This window comes from Bradyrhizobium sp. SZCCHNRI3043, from assembly GCF_032377735.1.
Classification (GTDB): domain Bacteria; phylum Pseudomonadota; class Alphaproteobacteria; order Rhizobiales; family Xanthobacteraceae; genus Bradyrhizobium.
On the sequence record NZ_JAUHID010000010.1, the window covers coordinates 100,793 to 115,749 of the forward strand.

Annotated in this window: 15 protein-coding genes; 6 read left to right on the forward strand and 9 right to left on the reverse strand. The window is 64.8% G+C overall.

All coding sequences use genetic code 11. The features are described 5' to 3' along the window. Positions 1–44: 44 nt before the first annotated feature. Together QX124_RS20405 and QX124_RS20410 are read right to left on the reverse strand one after the other, a co-directional pair. Positions 45–1,589, reverse strand: a complete 1,545-nt coding sequence (locus QX124_RS20405) for an acyl-CoA synthetase (protein WP_315772492.1) — start codon at positions 1,587–1,589, stop codon at positions 45–47. Between the two features lie 177 nt (positions 1,590–1,766). Beyond that, positions 1,767–2,576 (reverse strand): crotonase/enoyl-CoA hydratase family protein, encoded by an 810-nt coding sequence (locus QX124_RS20410; RefSeq protein ID WP_315772490.1) that lies wholly within the window; start codon positions 2,574–2,576, stop codon positions 1,767–1,769. Between the two features lie 102 nt (positions 2,577–2,678). Here QX124_RS20410 and QX124_RS20415 point away from each other — a divergent pair, with 102 nt between their 5' ends. Then, complete coding sequence (locus tag QX124_RS20415; protein ID WP_006613814.1) at positions 2,679–3,554, forward strand: SDR family oxidoreductase; 876 nt, start codon at positions 2,679–2,681, stop codon at positions 3,552–3,554. 132 nt (positions 3,555–3,686) lie between these two features. Next, positions 3,687–5,267, forward strand: a complete 1,581-nt coding sequence (locus QX124_RS20420; RefSeq protein WP_315772488.1) for a fatty acid--CoA ligase — start codon at positions 3,687–3,689, stop codon at positions 5,265–5,267. Between the two features lie 182 nt (positions 5,268–5,449). On the opposite strand, the gene QX124_RS20425 is transcribed toward QX124_RS20420, so the two are convergent. After that, entirely contained in the window at positions 5,450–6,724 is a 1,275-nt protein-coding gene (locus QX124_RS20425; RefSeq protein WP_315737259.1) for an acyl-CoA dehydrogenase family protein, read from the reverse strand. Between the two features lie 166 nt (positions 6,725–6,890). Between QX124_RS20425 and QX124_RS20430 the strand changes: the two genes are divergently transcribed. Beyond that, entirely contained in the window at positions 6,891–7,670 is a 780-nt protein-coding gene (locus QX124_RS20430) for an enoyl-CoA hydratase-related protein (protein ID WP_315737258.1), read from the forward strand. A gap of 148 nt (positions 7,671–7,818) precedes the next feature. Here the strand turns inward: QX124_RS20430 and QX124_RS20435 are convergent, their stop codons facing one another. Genes QX124_RS20435 through QX124_RS20445 form a run of 3 tightly spaced genes read right to left on the reverse strand, consistent with a single transcriptional unit; the run spans position 7,819 to position 9,985 of the window. Next, the gene (locus QX124_RS20435) at positions 7,819–8,205 is read right to left on the reverse strand and encodes a DUF6285 domain-containing protein (protein WP_315772486.1); all 387 of its coding nucleotides are present in this window, start codon (positions 8,203–8,205) and stop codon (positions 7,819–7,821) included. Further along, positions 8,205–9,194 carry a phosphotransferase family protein gene (locus QX124_RS20440; protein ID WP_315776457.1) on the reverse strand — a complete coding sequence of 330 codons (990 nt, stop codon included), beginning with the start codon at positions 9,192–9,194 and terminating at the stop codon, positions 8,205–8,207. Before QX124_RS20440 ends, QX124_RS20435 begins: the two co-directional genes overlap by 1 nt. Further along, the gene (locus tag QX124_RS20445) at positions 9,191–9,985 is read right to left on the reverse strand and encodes an enoyl-CoA hydratase/isomerase (protein WP_315737255.1); all 795 of its coding nucleotides are present in this window, start codon (positions 9,983–9,985) and stop codon (positions 9,191–9,193) included. The genes QX124_RS20440 and QX124_RS20445 overlap by 4 nt, the downstream gene beginning before the upstream one ends. A gap of 178 nt (positions 9,986–10,163) precedes the next feature. On the opposite strand from QX124_RS20445, the gene QX124_RS20450 reads away from it, so the two are divergent. Together QX124_RS20450 and QX124_RS20455 are read left to right on the forward strand one after the other, a co-directional pair. Next, positions 10,164–10,943: an SDR family oxidoreductase gene (locus QX124_RS20450; protein ID WP_315737254.1), complete on the forward strand. Its 780-nt coding sequence runs from the start codon at positions 10,164–10,166 to the stop codon at positions 10,941–10,943. Between the two features lie 165 nt (positions 10,944–11,108). Beyond that, positions 11,109–11,942 carry an alpha/beta hydrolase gene (locus QX124_RS20455; RefSeq protein WP_315737253.1) on the forward strand — a complete coding sequence of 278 codons (834 nt, stop codon included), beginning with the start codon at positions 11,109–11,111 and terminating at the stop codon, positions 11,940–11,942. Positions 11,943–12,019: 77 nt separating this feature from the next. Here QX124_RS20455 and QX124_RS20460 read toward each other — a convergent pair whose 3' ends face one another. Then, on the reverse strand, positions 12,020–12,310 hold the full coding sequence (locus QX124_RS20460) for a hypothetical protein (protein ID WP_315772483.1): 291 nt from the start codon (positions 12,308–12,310) through the stop codon (positions 12,020–12,022). Positions 12,311–12,493: 183 nt separating this feature from the next. Between QX124_RS20460 and QX124_RS20465 the strand changes: the two genes are divergently transcribed. After that, positions 12,494–13,105, forward strand: coding sequence for a flavin reductase family protein (locus tag QX124_RS20465; RefSeq protein ID WP_315772482.1), 612 nt, complete (start codon positions 12,494–12,496; stop codon positions 13,103–13,105). A gap of 26 nt (positions 13,106–13,131) precedes the next feature. Here QX124_RS20465 and QX124_RS20470 read toward each other — a convergent pair whose 3' ends face one another. Next, positions 13,132–13,455 (reverse strand): cytochrome c, encoded by a 324-nt coding sequence (locus QX124_RS20470; RefSeq protein WP_315798095.1) that lies wholly within the window; start codon positions 13,453–13,455, stop codon positions 13,132–13,134. 11 nt (positions 13,456–13,466) lie between these two features. Next, entirely contained in the window at positions 13,467–14,666 is a 1,200-nt protein-coding gene (locus QX124_RS20475; RefSeq protein WP_315798096.1) for a molybdopterin-dependent oxidoreductase, read from the reverse strand. Positions 14,667–14,957 lie beyond the last annotated feature (291 nt).

The following is a 14,957-nucleotide window of genomic DNA, read 5'->3' on the forward strand; positions in this document are numbered from 1 at the left end:
AATGCTCACGTGACGTCTTCTCATCGCTGAGAGCCGCCAATCGATCAGATCTTTCGCCCTGCCTGCGCCCAATAGGGGTCGCGCAGCCGCCGCTTGAAGATCTTGCCGGAATCCTCACGAGGCAATTTGTCCTGGATTTCGATGTGCTTGGGCACCTTGTAGTCGGCCAGCGAAGCCCTGAGCCGGTGTCTGATCTCGCCGGTGTCCAGCACGACGCCGGGCTGCGGCTCGACCACGGCCATCAGGGCTTCCCCGAACTCGGCATCGGGAATGCCAAATACCGCGCAATCGTGCACGCCGGGCACGGCATGCAATACGGCTTCGATCTCGGCCGGATAAATGTTGACGCCGCCGGAGATCACCATGTCGCGCTTGCGGTCGCACAGGAAGACGTAGCCCTCGGCATCGATGTAGCCGACATCGCCCGAGGTGATGAAGCCGTCGCGGTCGATCTCGGCAAGCTTCTCCGGCTTGTTGTGATAGGTAAAATCCGGATTGCCCGCGATGCGCGAATAGATCTCGCCAACCTCGCCCTGCGGCAGGATGCGGCCGTCCTCGCCGAGGAAACGAAGCTCGGCGCCCGGCGAGACCTTGCCGACGGTGCCTGGCTTCCTCAGCGCGTCCTCGGAGGTTGCGAAGGTGACGGCGCCGGATTCGGTCGAGCCGTAGAACTCGTAGATGACCGGCCCCCACCAGTCGATCATCGCGCGCTTGACGTCGGCCGGGCACGGCGCGGCAGCGTGAATGACATGGCGCAGCGACGATACGTCGTAGCGGCGGCGAACCTCCTCCGGCAGCTTCATCAGCCGGATGAACATGGTCGGCACCATGAAGATCGTATCAATCCGCTCTGTCTGGATGATGCCGAGAAATTCTTCCGGCTCGAAGCGCGGCATCAGCACCAGCGCGCCGCCGAGACGTCCGGCACGCAGGCCGAACGCATTCGGGGCAGAATGATACAGCGGCCCCGGCAAGAGCGCGCGCGAGCCCGGCTTCAAGCCGTAGATCAACGCTCGCATGCGCTCGGCCGACGCGGCCTGCTCCACCGTCGGCGCATTGCGGCGGACGCCCTTGGGATGACCGGTCGTGCCCGAGGTGTAGATCATGTTCTGCGGCTGTGGCACCTGCGGCCCTTCGTAAGGGCTCTGCTGGGCAAGCCAGCCCTCGAACTCGATTGCGAACTCCGGTGTCGCGAGCAGATCCGCGCCGATCTTGTAGTTGGACAGAATCTCCGGCGGTGTGGGCACGCTGAGCGCCGTGACATCGGCCGGTATCGCCCCGGCGAGCTGATGCAGCAGATCGGCGTGACCGATCAGCACCTTGGTCGCGGAGTCCTTGAGGATGTAGTCGATCTCCTCCGGCTTGAAGTGCCAGTTCACCGGCACGCCATAGGCGCCCAGCCGCATCGCGCCATAGGCCGCCTCGATGAAGGCGATGTCGTTGCGCATCAGCATGCAGACGCAATCGCCCTGGCCCACGCCGAGCTGCGCGAGGCCGCTGGCGATCCGCGCGGCGCGGTCGGCGATTTCGGCGTGGCTGCGCCGGCGCTCGCCGGAGATGATGCCGCAGAACAGGGAGGACGTTTCCATTTTCTCTGCTATCCGATCTGGCGTCGGTTTGAGTTTCGGCCGTCACTCCGGGGCGATGCGCCGCGACAAAACGGCGGAGCCGTCTTGCGCGGAGCATCGAACTCAGGTGCGCAGTTGCGCACCGGAGAATCTCGAGATTCCGGGCCTGCTCCTTCGGAGCATCCCGGAATGACGGACTCAGTCCGCAAACTTCGGCGCGCGCTTCTCGATGTTGGCGCGCACCGATTCGAGCTGGTTCGGACTGCCGATCAGCTTCTGCTGCTCGACCGATTCGGCGAGCAGCACCGGCCCCGGATCGACCGAGAGATTGTTCAGCATCCGCTTGGCGGCGCGGATCGCATCCGGATTCTTGCCGGCAATCTCCCGTGCGGTCTCCAGCGCAGCCGCGCGCGGATCGGCGCAGATGCGGGTGACGAGGCCGTAGGACTGGCCTTCCTCCGGCGAGAACACCCGGCCCGTGTAGGTCAACTCGCGCAGGATGTCGTCGCGCATCAGGGTGGCCAGGATCGGCGTGCCCGCCATGTCGGGCACGAGACCCCATTTGATCTCCATGATCGACATCTTGGTGTCGGGCGCGACGTAGCGCATGTCCGCGCCGAGCGCGAGCTGGAAGCCGCCGCCATAGGCGACGCCATGCACTGCAGCAATCACCGGCACCGGCAGCTGCCGCCAGCCCCAGACAGCCTGCTGGGCGAAATTCGCCTTGCCGTGGGTGCGAATGGTGAGATCGCGCGTCTCGCCGCCGGGTATGCCATTGCCGCCGGACTCCTTCATCGCGGCGAAGCGGCCCATGTCGAGGCCGGCGCAGAAGGCACGCCCCTCGCCGGACAGCACCACCGCCCGCAGTCCCTTCTCCTTCGACAGCCGGTCGGTCGCCGCGACCAGCGCCTCGAACATCTCCATGTCCAACGCATTCATCTTGTCGGCGCGAACCAGGCGAACGTCGGCGACGCCGTCCTTGATCTCGATCGCGAGGCGGTTGTCCATCGAGCGGTCTCCCTACGGATGTCTTTGTGACTTTACAGAAGGCTGTCGGAGCGATTTAGTCAATCGACCAATTAACTCACAACATGTCAGGCGGAAACTCCCATGTTCAAGGACAATCTCCTCGAAGGTCGACGCATTCTGGTGACCGGCGGCGGCACGGGCCTTGGCAAAGCGATGGCTGCACGCTTCCTGCAACTCGGCGCCGAAGTGCATATTTGCGGCCGGCGGAAAATCGTCTGCGACGAGACCGCGACCGAACTCATGGACCTCTACGGCGGCCGCGTGACCAGCCATGGCGTCGACATCCGCAATGCCATGGCGGTGGAGGAAATGATCGAGGCCATCTTCCAGGAAGGCGGCCTCACCGATCTGATCAACAACGCGGCCGGCAACTTCATCTCCCGCACCGAGGAATTGAGCCCGCGCGGTTTTGACGCGGTCGCCAACATCGTGATGCACGGCACGTTCTACGTGACGCATGCCGTCGGCAAGCGCTGGATCGCCGCGAAGCAGCCGGGCAACGTCGTGTCGATCACGGTAACCTGGGTGCGCAACGGCTCGCCTTACGTGGTGCCATCGGCGATGAGCAAGTCGGCGATCCACGCCATGACGATGTCGCTTGCGACCGAATGGGGCCGCTATGGCATCCGCCTCAACACCATCGCACCCGGCGAAATCCCGACCGAAGGCATGAGCAAGCGCATCAAGCCCGGCGACGAGGCCGGCGCGCGGACCAAGGCGATGAACCCGATGGGTCGCGTCGGCACCATGGAGGAGCTGCAGAACCTCGCGGTGTTCCTGATCTCCGGCGGCTGCAACTGGATCAACGGCGAGACCATCGCGATGGACGGCGCCCAGGCGCTGGCGATGGGCGGCAACTTCTATCAGTTGCGCGACTGGAGCGACGACGATTGGACCAAGGCCAAGGAGTCGATCAAGGCGCAGAATGAGAAGGACCGCGCGACGCGCACGAGCTGATGGTCCAATCACCCGGTTGATCGGCGACGTGCGCCCTGTAGACTGATCGAGAGATGCTTGCTCCGGCGCGATCCGGGGCGAGGACCACGACAAGACATCAAACAAAGAACAAGACGCAATCGGAGGGGAAACATGTCCGTCTCGACGGCATCGTCGACGCTCGTCGACGTCGTGCGCGACAGAGCGCAAACGCTGGGCTCCGCCACCGCCTATGAGTTCGAGGGGCGCATCACCAGCTTCGCCGCGTTCGACCGCAAGACCAACCAGGTCGCCAACGCGCTGAAGGCGCTCGGCATCAAGCCGCACGAGCGGATCGCCTATTTCGGCAAGAACAGCGACATCTATTTCGAGCTGCTCGTCGGCGCCATGAAGGCCAACGTCGTCATGGCGCCGGTGAACTGGCGCCTCGCCGGTCCCGAGGTCGCCTTCATCGTCGAGGATTGCAGGGCTCCTGCCCTCTTCGTCGGGCCGGAATTCATCACGATGATCCGAAACATCCGCGACCAGATTCCAAGCGTGCGGCACATCATCACCACCGAGGGCGGCGCACCGGAATGGCAGGACTACACGGCTTGGCGCGACGCGCAGAGCGCGGATGATCCGGGCGTTCCGATCACGCCGCAGGACATCGCGCTGCAGCTCTACACCTCCGGCACCACCGGCAAGCCGAAGGGCGCGATGCTGTCGCACGCCAACTTCCTCAACCTCGTCAACACCGGCAATCCCGAGGAGAAACCGGACTGGAACAAATGGTCGACCGACGACGTCTCGCTGATCGCGATGCCGATCTTCCACATCGGCGGCTCCGGCTGGGGCCTGATGAGCCTCTATCGCGGCGCCCGCGGCGTGATCGCCCGTGAGTTCGATCCGACCAGGATCCTCGACTTCTTCGAGCAGTCCGGCATCACCAAGCTGTTCATGGTGCCGGCGGCGATGCAGTTCGTGGTGCGGCAGCCGCGCGCGCGGCAGGTCGATTTCTCCCGCCTGAAATACATGCTCTACGGCGCCTCGCCAATCCCGGCCGCGCTGCTCAAGGAATGCATCGACGTGTTCAAATGCGGCTTCGTGCAGATGTATGGCATGACCGAGACCACGGGCACCATCATCGCGCTGCCGCCCGAGGACCATGTCGAGGGACTGGAGCGCATGCGCTCCGCCGGCAAGCCGCTGCCCGGCGTCGAGGTCGCGATCATCGATATCAACGGCAACCCGCTGCCGCCGCGCCAGGTCGGCGAGATCGCCACCCGCTCCGGCACCAACATGACCGGCTACTGGAACCTGCCGGAGGCGACCGCACGCACGCTCGGCAAGGACGGCTGGCTGCGCACGGGTGATGCCGGCTACATGGACGAGGACGGCTACGTCTACATTCACGACCGCATCAAGGACATGATCATCTCCGGCGGCGAGAACATCTATCCGGCCGAGGTCGAGAGCGCGATCTGCGATCATCCCGATGTCGCCGAGGCCGCGGTGATCGGGATTCCCGACGACAAATGGGGCGAGGCCGTCAAGGCGATCGTCGTGATGAAGCCTGGCACGCGCGCCACCGAGACCGACATCATCAATTTCACCCGCACGCGCATCGCCGGTTTCAAGACGCCGAAGAGCGTCGACTTCCTCGACGCCCTGCCGCGCAACCCCTCCGGCAAGATCCTGCGGCGTAATCTGCGCGACCCGTATTGGGCGGGCAAGGACCGGCAGGTGAATTGAGTGCACGCACCGCCATCCTGGATCGCTTCGCTTGCGCTCGCGATGACGCCGTGGAGAGAGTGCGCGCTCCCTCTCCGCCGTCATTGCGAGGCGCCTTGCGCCGAAGCAATCCAGGGCTCCGGAGACGACGCTCGATTGCATCAATTGCGCTTGCGACAGGGGCCCTGCCGCTCAACAGCGTGTCACCGCTTGTTCACCCCCATGTAGCCGAACAGGAAGCCGGCGACCTTCCGCATCTGGATCTCCTCGCTGCCCTCGGTGATGCGGTAGCGGCGGTGGTGCCGGTAGATGTGCTCGAACGGCTTGTGGCGCGAATAGCCCATGCCGCCATGGACCTGGATGGCGCGGTCGGCCGCCTCGCAGCACAGACGGTTAGCCCAGTAGTTGCACATCGAGACCTTGTCCGAGAGTGTGTGCTCGACCTGGGCCTGGGTGAGCTGGTCCATCTCCCAGGCCGTCTTGCGGATCAGCAGCCGCAGCATCTCGGCCTGGGTCGCCAGCTCAACCAGCGGCCATTGGATCGCCTGGTTCTCGGCCAGCGCCTTGCCGAACGGTTTGCGCTCACGCGCGTAATTCACACTCTCATTGATGCAGTAGACGGCCGCGCCGAGCGAGCTCGCCGCCTGGCGGATGCGGTTCTCATGGACGAAGCATTGCGCCAGCGACAGCCCGCGCCCGACCTCGCCGAACTGCGCATCCTCCGGCACGAACACGTCGGTGAAGCTGACGCGCGGATGATCGGTCGGCATGTTGAAGGTCCAGAGATACTCCTCGACCTTCACACCCTCGGTCTTGGCCGGCACCAGAAAGCAGGTGATGCCGCGCGCGTCACCATCATTGCCCGAGGTGCGCGCGAACAGTGCACAGTGGGTGGCGACGTGCATGCCCGTCGTCCACATCTTCTCGCCGTTGATCAGCCAGCCCTTGATGTTGTCGCGGGTGGCCGGAACGGCCTTGGTTTCCATGTGGGTCGCGTCCGAGCCGTGATGCGGCTCGGTGAGACCGAACGTGATGCGGTACTTGCCGGTGATCGAGCCGTCGATCATCGCCTTCTGGTCGTCGCGGCCGTACCGGTCGAGCATGGTGACGATCGGCAGATTGCCGACGATCGAGTGCTCGTTCTGCAGGTCGTTGTGCAGGCCGAGGCCCTTGGAGGCGAAATGCTCGCGGATCACGGCCATCCAGAGGTTGGACCCGTCCTTGCCGCCATAGCGCTTCGGAATTGCAAAGCGCAGATGGCCGGCCGCATCGGCACGATCCTTGGCCTTGCGCAGCAGTTGCTCCCATTCATGCCGCGGCAGGCCGCCATTCTCGAAATCGGTGCGCGCCCATTCGCGGCGATGATCGAAGAAGCGGATGTTGTCGTCGGCCTGCTCCAGCGGCTTGATCTCGGCGGCGATGAAGCGATCGAGCTCGTCGAGATAGGCGACCAATTCCTTCGGCAAGGAAAAATCCACGGCGTGTCTCCCAGTGTGTTTCGTTGTTGTTGTTGATCCTGGTCGGCGCGACCTCCCGTCGCGTGCTTGTGGCGCGCAGCGCCGTTGCGTATTTGGATGACTGCAACACCTGCGCAGGCGCTAAGCTGATGCGCGACAGCCAATCAGAAGACAGGAGGAACAGCCGATGGAGCTGAAGTTTTCGAGAGTGACGCGCAAGGGGCCGATCACGATCGTCACCCTGGCGCGCCCCGAGGTCTACAACGCCCTGCACATCGAGGCGCATCATGAACTCGAGCGCGTGTTCGACGCCTTCGCCGCCGATCCCGAGCAGTGGGTCGCGATCGTCACCGGTGAGGGCGACAAGGCGTTCTGCGCCGGCAACGACCTGAAATGGCAGGCGGCCGGCGGCGCGCGCGGTTGGGGTAAGAGCGGCTTCGCGGGGCTCACCTCCCGCTTCGATTGCGACAAGCCGATCATCGCCGCCGTCAACGGCGTCGCAATGGGCGGCGGCTTCGAGATCGCGCTCGCCTGCGACCTGATCATCGCCTCCGAGAATGCGACCTTCGCGTTGCCCGAGCCGCGCGTCGGCCTCGCCGCGCTCGCCGGCGGCCTGCAGCGGCTGCCGCGCCAGATCGGCATGAAGCGCGCGATGGGCATGATCCTCACCGGTCGACATGTCGGCGCCCGCGAAGGCCATGAGCTCGGCTTCGTCAATGAGGTGGTGCCGCAAGGCGAGGCGCTGGCGGCGGCGGAGCGATGGGCCGAGACGATCGCCAAGAACTCGCCGATGTCGATCCGCGCCTCCAAGCAGGCGATCGAGAAGGGCCTTGCGGTCTCGCTGGAGCAGGCCATCACCGAGCAGCGCGACTACCCGGCGGTGCAGGCGATGATCCATTCGCAGGACTACATCGAGGGACCGAAGGCGTTCTCGGAGAAGCGGCCGCCGAGGTGGCTCGGGCGGTGAGTTATCCGATACTTCGCATGCTCTGGGCCTGATCGCGCCGGGTTGTCTCCGCTCCGTCATGGCCGGGCTTGACCCGGCCATCCACGTCTCGCAGCAGACTCGTGAAGAGATGGATGCCCGGGTCAAACCCGGGCATGACGCCGGTGGGTTAGGAGCCATCGGTGCTCCTCCCAGCTTCGCGCTTGTAGGACGCGTAGTTCGGCTGATCGACGGCGAGCTTGGCGAGAGTGGTCCGCCAGAGGTGCTGCTTCAGGCCCGGTGTCTGGAGACCAACGGCGCCGCTGGCGATCTGAGCCGTGAGCGCTCGATTGAGTTCGAGTAAATCACCATCCTGTCCCAGCAATTCTCTCAACCGCGCATGCTCCGCCTCATCTGCCGCAGCCGCCTGTGTCAGCTGTCGCACCACGAGATCGAGCGCGTTGATGCCCACGCGCAGCTTGAACGCCTGGTGCCCCGAGATCAGCGGCGCGATGTCGTTGCGCAGGAAGTCGGCGACGGATTGCACCAGCTCGGTCGGCGTCGGCTCGTCCTGCATCAGCCCTCTCCCCTCGGCGCAAGCAATCGCAACAGATCGATCTCGGTCTCCGACGCGCGGCGGCCGATCATGGCGCGCTCCATCGAATGGTCGGGACCGATGCGAAAACGCTGCATCATGCCGCAGCACATCACGCCCCAGCGCAGCGTGCCCATGACCTCCCAGAACTTCACTCTATCAGCGTCGACCTTGCGGCCCCCGCCCTCGTAGCCCGCGAACAGCTCCTCACGCGATCCGAAGCCGCCGACCGGCTTGTCGATCTCGCCGAAGCGCCAGGAGTTGACGCAGATCCAGCCGAGATCCTCCATGGGATCGCCGAGATGGGCGAGCTCCCAGTCGAGCACGGCGCGCACGCCATCGCGGCCGATGATGAGATTGCCATTGCGGAAATCACCGTGCACCAGCGTGATCTCGGCCGGGGGACCGGGATCGTTCTGCGACAGCCAGCGCAGGGCCAGATCGAACACCGGGCGCGGCCAGTCGAAGCTTTGATATTCCCGTGCGAGCTCCGCGATCTCCTTGGTCGCGGTCATCCCGCGCAACGCGGGCAGCGTCTCGCGTCGAATCCCGTGGATGCCAGCGGCGATGCCGCCCAGCTGGCGCGCGAGGCGCGGCCGCGCCTCGGCGAATTCGGCATCACGCAGGATCTTGCGTGCGATGGTCTCGCCCTCGACGCGGCGCATGATGAAACCGGCGCCGAGATCGTCCTCCGGCCGCAGCACGTGCAGGACCTCGGGCGACGGCACGCCGGCGGCATAAGCGAGCCGCATCAGCGCCGCCTCGTTGTCGAGCCCGGCGGCACGCCCGGGCGCGGCGCCGTAGCCTTTCGGCGAGCGACGCAGAATGGCGCCGACCTCACCGACGGGATGGACGATGTCGAAGCGCCATGTCTCCTGGCTGGCGCCGCCGGAGAGTCTTGCGGCGCCGCTCACACCGGTCGCCCCCGGCATGAACGAGGCGACGCAGCGGGACAGCTCGGTCTCGATCATTGGCCCTTGAACTTGGCCGGGCGCTTTTCGAGGAACGCGGTGACGCCTTCCTTGAAATCCGAAGTGCTGCCTGCGACGCGCTGCGACTGAAATTCCGCGTTGAGCTGCTCCTCGAAAGAGTTCTCCGGGCTGTCCCAATACAGCTGGCGGATCTGCGCCAGCGCCACCGTCGGCCCGTTGGCGAGCTCGTGCGCGAGCTTCATCGTCTCCTCCTTCAGGACCGCATCGTCATAGACGCGGTTGACGAGGCCCCATTGCAGCGCCGTCTCGGCCGGCAGCTTCTCGCCCAGCAGCGACAGCTCGATCGCGCGGGCCTTGCCGACGAGGCGCGGCAACAGCCAGGTCGAGCCGCAATCAGGCACCAGTCCGATGCGGCGGAAGGCCTGCAGAAAGTAGGCGGACTTCGCGCACAGGATCATGTCGCCCATCAGTGCGAAGCTCATGCCGGCGCCGGCGGCCGGGCCATTCACCGAGGTCACGATCGGGCAATGCAGATTGCGCAAGCGGCGCAGAAACGGATGGAAGGCGGTCTCGAGCGCGGCGCCGGCATTGCTGCGGCCGGGCTTGGCCTGCGCATTGCGGCCCTGCAGGTTGGCGCCGGTGCAGAACGCGCGGCCGGCGCCCGTCACGACGAGGCAGCGCACCGCAGCCTTCTTCTCCTCGATCTCGTCGAGCGCTTCGGCCAACCCGCCGAGCATGTCGATCGAGACCGCGTTCATCACCTCCTGATGATCGAGCGTGAGGATGGCGACGGGCCCGTCGAAATCGAGCGTGACGTGCTTGTACTGCATGGTTTCCTCTCAAGAGCTTTTCGGTCGCTGCATTCTTCGCGGCGGAAATTCGAAGCGCAGCCCGGTTCGGTCAGCATATTTGATTTTTGCGCTTCGCTTGTCCATGGTTGCATCATCCAAATAACCGAAGCGACGCGTAGCGCGCTCACATCATCACGGAAACGCCCGAGAGAACCCCATGACCATGTTCGACCTCACCGGCCGTGTGGCCGTCGTCACCGGCGGCAATGGAGGCATAGGCCTCGGAATCGCCCAGGCACTTGCGTCCAGTGGCTGCAACGTCTCGATCTGGGGCCGCAACGCCGAGAAGAACAAGGCTGCTGCGGCGTCGATGGCCGCCGGGCCCGGCAAGGTCGACACCCGTATCTGCGACGTGACCAGCGCCGCTTCCGTCAACGAGGCGATGAAGGCCACGCTCGACACGTTCGGCCGCGTCGACGGCTGCTTTGCCAATGCCGGCATCGGCGGCGGTGGCCGCAAGCCGTTCATCGAGCGCAGCGAGGAGGAATGGCGCACGATGTTCGCAACCAATCTCGACGGCGTGTTCCATGCGTTCCAGGCTGCCGCGAGGCACATGACCGCGCGCGCCGAAGCCGGTGACGCGTTCGGCCGGCTGGTTGCCACCTCGAGCCTGGCCTCGCTGTTCGGCACCGCGCGCAACGAGCACTATGCCGGGACCAAAGCCGCGCTGAATGCGCTGTGCCGCGCGCTCGCGGTGGAGCTGGCGCGCTATGGCGTCACCGCGAATGCCATCCTGCCTGGCTGGATCAAGAGCGACATGACCGCGGGCATCATGGGCAACGAGAAGTTCGTCGCCAACGTCATGCCGCGTATCCCGGTGCGCCGCTTCGGCGAGCCGTCGGATTTCGGCGGCATCGCCGTCTACCTCATGAGCAAGGCGTCCTCCTATCACACCGCCGACTGCTTCGTGATCGACGGCGGCTATACCGCATTCTGATCCCTCGCAGCGGGTGGTGAGCCGGTGCGCCGGCTCACCAGAGGGGGATTGTTCCGTGCTGCGCTCCAAGATTTCCGAAATTTAATCCGCCTCTGGCTGCCACGCCCCCGTGACGCCGGCGTTGTCACCCATCACATAACGGAGAGAATTTCCAGGAAGGATGCCATGAAGCGCGGTGTGACGGTTTTGGCCTGTGTGTCTGCCCTGGCTGTGGCCGGCTACTTTGCGATGGCAAAGTGGGGCATCCAGCACGAGAGCCGCGAGTTCTTCGATGCCGCGCGGCAGCGGTCGATCAATGTCGATGTCGCGGTGCGCAAGGACTACGAGATGAAGGCCAATGCCGGGCTGTGGCGGCTGCCCGTGGCCATCATCAGCAACGGCAACACCGTGAAGAACACCGAGTACTCGTTCCTCGCGAACGTGTTCGCCGCGCGCGGCTACCTCGTCGCCAGCGTCCAGCAGGACCTGCCGACCGATCCGCCGCTCGTCACCAAGGTCGGGATGCCATATGTCGGCCGGCTCGACGTCTACCAGAAGGGCGAGGCCAACATCCTCTGCGTGCTGAACGAGATGAAGAAGCGTCATCCGAATGCCGACTACGATCACCTGACCCTGGTCGGCCACTCCAATGGCGGCGACACCGCGATGTATTTCGCCAAGGAGCATCCGAACATCGTCTCGCAGGTGGTGACGCTCGACAATCTGCGCGTGCCTTTCGTCATCAGGGACAAGCTCAAGATCCTGTCGTTCCGCTCGGATGATCCGCAGTTCAAGACCGACCCCGGCGTGGTGCCGACGCATGTCGACAGGAAGAGCGGCATCGACATCATCAAGACCGAGTTCCAGCACACCTGGATGAGCGACCGTGGCCCCTACACAGCGCGGGAACGGATCCAGGCGACGCTCGACAAATATCTCGGCGGCGATGCGACGAGCGAGCTGGCCCCGGCAGATACCGACAATCTGATCGTGACCAACGGGGCAGCCGCCCTTCCCTGATCTGGCAATCAGCGCGACGGCACGACCGGCGAAATGCGAAGGGCGGCCGCGCAATCGCGCAGCCGCCATCGCAGACGTCAGTCCTGCGGTTTCTTGGCCGGCGGGCCGCTCTTGTTCCCCGGCATGCCCTTGATGTTCGACGGGTCCTGCGCGCTGACGTCCGGATTATGGCGGTTGATCGTGGACGAGCCCACCGTGCCGCTTCCCGTCTCAGTGCCCGGTCCGTTCTTGTTGCCTGGCGCGCCCTGGATGCCCGCTCCGGAATTCTGCGCACTCGGCGGCGGCGTGGTCTGTGGGCTGCCCTGCGCCAGCGCGGACGTGGCCGAGACGACGAATGCGCAAGCAATCAGACTAATCATTGGTTTCATGGCGCGACCTCCATTTGTCGTTGCCGTGTGCTGTCCGAACGTAGCGCTGGCGGAGCCGTTCCCGGGAACATCGAATTTCCGCGAAGACGGCGCTGATGTGCGCAACCCCTGCCCGCTTTATTGGCTTCCGCATCGCGTCACAGCCCACTACGGTCGGGGAACCGACGCACCAGAGGCCTCTAGATGGAATACCTCTCCACCGATCTCAGCCCGCGCGAGCGCTACAAGATTCTGACCTCCTTCGTGCTGCCGCGGCCGATCGCCTGGGTGACGACGAGAAGCGAGACCGGGATCGTCAACGCCGCGCCATTCTCGTTCTTCAACGTGCTCGGCGAGGACCCGCCGCTGTGCGTGTTCGCGATCAACCTGCGGCCCGATGGGCGGGTCAAGGACACCCTCGTCAACATCCGCCGCGGCGGCGAGTTCGTCGTCCACATCACCGACGAGCCGCTGGCGCAGGCGATGCACGAGACCGGCGGCGACTTTCCACCTGAGATCGGCGAGCCGGATCACCTCGGGCTCAAGCTTACACCGTCGCGGATGATCGGCGTTCCGCGGTTGGCGGAGGCACCGTTCGCGATGGAGTGCAAGACCTGGCAGCTCATCGACGTCAATGGCGATCGCGTGCTGGTGCTCGGCGAAGGCCTCGCTTTCCACATCCGCGACGAATTGTGGGACACCGAGAAGATGCGGGTCGAGATGGAGCTGTTCCATCCTGTCGGGCGCATGTTCGCCGACCGCTATTGCCGCACCAATGACCGGATGGATTTCCCGCCGGCGAAGGGCGCCGCCTGAGCGTTCCCGGCCGCCGGCACGGGCAGTCAGTAGGTCGCGGCGAGATAGTCGACGATCTTGCCGACATCGGCCGCGTCGATCGGGGCGCCATAGACCTTGATCATCTTGGTGACTTCGGCCTGCCAGAACTCCTTCCTGTTCTGCATCGGCGGCTGGGTCCTGATGTAGTCGGAGGAGTGACAGGCCGTGCAATTGCCCTGCACGACGGCGAGATCGGGCCCCGGCTTGAAGGCCGCCGTCTCCTGCGGAACCTGATAGTTGACCAGGGCTGCCGTGAGCGAGATGGGGCGGCCCGCCAGGCAGCCAAGTCCGACGGCCAGCGTGGCGATGAGGAAAGGCGTCCGACGCATGGTGATGCTCCTCAGGCCGCCGTGACGCGGACGGTTTCGACGACATTGCGCAGATAGCCGGCCGGATTCCAGCGCGGCGTCTCCGGCTGGGTCTCGCCGGAATTGCTCGTGGCACGCACCTTGAGATCGTGGGCCCCCGCGGCCAGCTTCACCGGCAGCTTCCACTCGCGGAAGGAATATTTCCCGAGATCCTTGCCGAGCTTGGCGTCGGTCCAGGTCTTGCCGCCGTCGGTCGAGACCGCGACCTGCTTGATTCCCGTTCCGCCGTCGAATGCGAGGCCGCGCAGCATTGCCCTGCCCGCCTTGAGCTTTGCGCCATCGGCCAGGCTGGTGATGAACGAGCGGACCGTGAAGCGGTTGATCGGGATCGTCGCTTTCGGCGTGGTTCCGGGCTCGACGGCATTGTTCGGCGTGTCCGGAATTCGATAGGCCGATTTCATCCAGAAGCCGTCAAAGACGTTGTCGATGACAGTGATCTCGTTGAGGTGCTTGACCCAGTAGGTGCCGTAGTAGCCGGGCACGATCAGGCGCAGCGGAAAGCCGTTCAGGAACGGCAGATCCTCGCCGTTCATGCCGTAGGCCAGCATCACGTCGCCATCCATGGCGTGATCGAGGTCGAGCGCCTTGACGAAATCCGGCGTCTTGTCGATCACCGGACCGTCCATGCCGCCGAAGGTGACTTGTCTGGCGCCGGCCTGAACACCCGCCATGTCGAGCACGGTCTTAAGCGGCACGCCGCGCCAGCGCGCATTGCCCATCGCACCATTGCCGAGTTGACCGCCTGCGACGCGCGGCTCGAAGAAGCCACGGCTGTTGCCGGAGCATTGGTTGACGGCGACGATCTCGGTCGCCTTCAACTTGCGGATGTCCTTGAGCGACAGCTTGAGCAGCTTGTCGACCTTTCCCCTGATCGCGAGCGTGAACTTGTCCGGATCGAGATCGTAAGGCAGACCCGCCAAATGATAGCGGACGAAGAAGGCATTGTTCGGCGTGATCACGCCGTCATTGAACACCCCTAATGGCGTTTCGAGTTGCGGCGGCCGGCTGGTCAGACCGATCATCGGTCGCTTCTGCGGATATTTCACCAGCGGGCGCTCGCCATTGGCGAAGGGCAACGTCACCGTCTCCTCGGCCAGCGCACGGGTCGTGCCGAAGCTGCCCAGCAAAGCAGCCATCCCCGCGCCCTTGAGCAGATCACGTCTGTCGATCATGCAACTCCCTCCGGAGTGGTCGTTTTGAACCCGCGGTCATCACCGCCGGCTCTCATCGAAATCTGGCGGCATGCACGGCCGCTGCGAATTGATCGTTGCACATTCTCTCACTGCGAGAAAAGCCGTGAACGTCCGCAATCATGGCATCGCAGCGCGGCAACGGACGAGACTTCGCACGTGCAACAAGAGCAATCGTGCATCGAACCGCAGGGTGGGCGAGCGGGGCCGTCAGTCGGCGCGTGCCCACCGACGGCGCCGGCGAGGGACGACGTTGGGCACGGCGCACTCCAC

Coding starts and splice junctions, on each gene's coding strand:
- QX124_RS20405 (WP_315772492.1), bottom strand. CDS start 1,589: ATGGAAACGTCCTCCCTGTTCTGCGGCATCATCTCCGGCGAGCGCCGG.
- QX124_RS20410 (WP_315772490.1), bottom strand. CDS start 2,576: ATGGACAACCGCCTCGCGATCGAGATCAAGGACGGCGTCGCCGACGTT.
- QX124_RS20415 (WP_006613814.1), top strand. CDS start 2,679: ATGTTCAAGGACAATCTCCTCGAAGGTCGACGCATTCTGGTGACCGGC.
- QX124_RS20420 (WP_315772488.1), top strand. CDS start 3,687: ATGTCCGTCTCGACGGCATCGTCGACGCTCGTCGACGTCGTGCGCGAC.
- QX124_RS20430 (WP_315737258.1), top strand. CDS start 6,891: ATGGAGCTGAAGTTTTCGAGAGTGACGCGCAAGGGGCCGATCACGATC.
- QX124_RS20435 (WP_315772486.1), bottom strand. CDS start 8,205: ATGCAGGACGAGCCGACGCCGACCGAGCTGGTGCAATCCGTCGCCGAC.
- QX124_RS20440 (WP_315776457.1), bottom strand. CDS start 9,194: ATGATCGAGACCGAGCTGTCCCGCTGCGTCGCCTCGTTCATGCCGGGG.
- QX124_RS20445 (WP_315737255.1), bottom strand. CDS start 9,985: ATGCAGTACAAGCACGTCACGCTCGATTTCGACGGGCCCGTCGCCATC.
- QX124_RS20450 (WP_315737254.1), top strand. CDS start 10,164: ATGACCATGTTCGACCTCACCGGCCGTGTGGCCGTCGTCACCGGCGGC.
- QX124_RS20455 (WP_315737253.1), top strand. CDS start 11,109: ATGAAGCGCGGTGTGACGGTTTTGGCCTGTGTGTCTGCCCTGGCTGTG.
- QX124_RS20460 (WP_315772483.1), bottom strand. CDS start 12,310: ATGAAACCAATGATTAGTCTGATTGCTTGCGCATTCGTCGTCTCGGCC.
- QX124_RS20465 (WP_315772482.1), top strand. CDS start 12,494: ATGGAATACCTCTCCACCGATCTCAGCCCGCGCGAGCGCTACAAGATT.
- QX124_RS20470 (WP_315798095.1), bottom strand. CDS start 13,455: ATGCGTCGGACGCCTTTCCTCATCGCCACGCTGGCCGTCGGACTTGGC.
- QX124_RS20475 (WP_315798096.1), bottom strand. CDS start 14,666: ATGATCGACAGACGTGATCTGCTCAAGGGCGCGGGGATGGCTGCTTTG.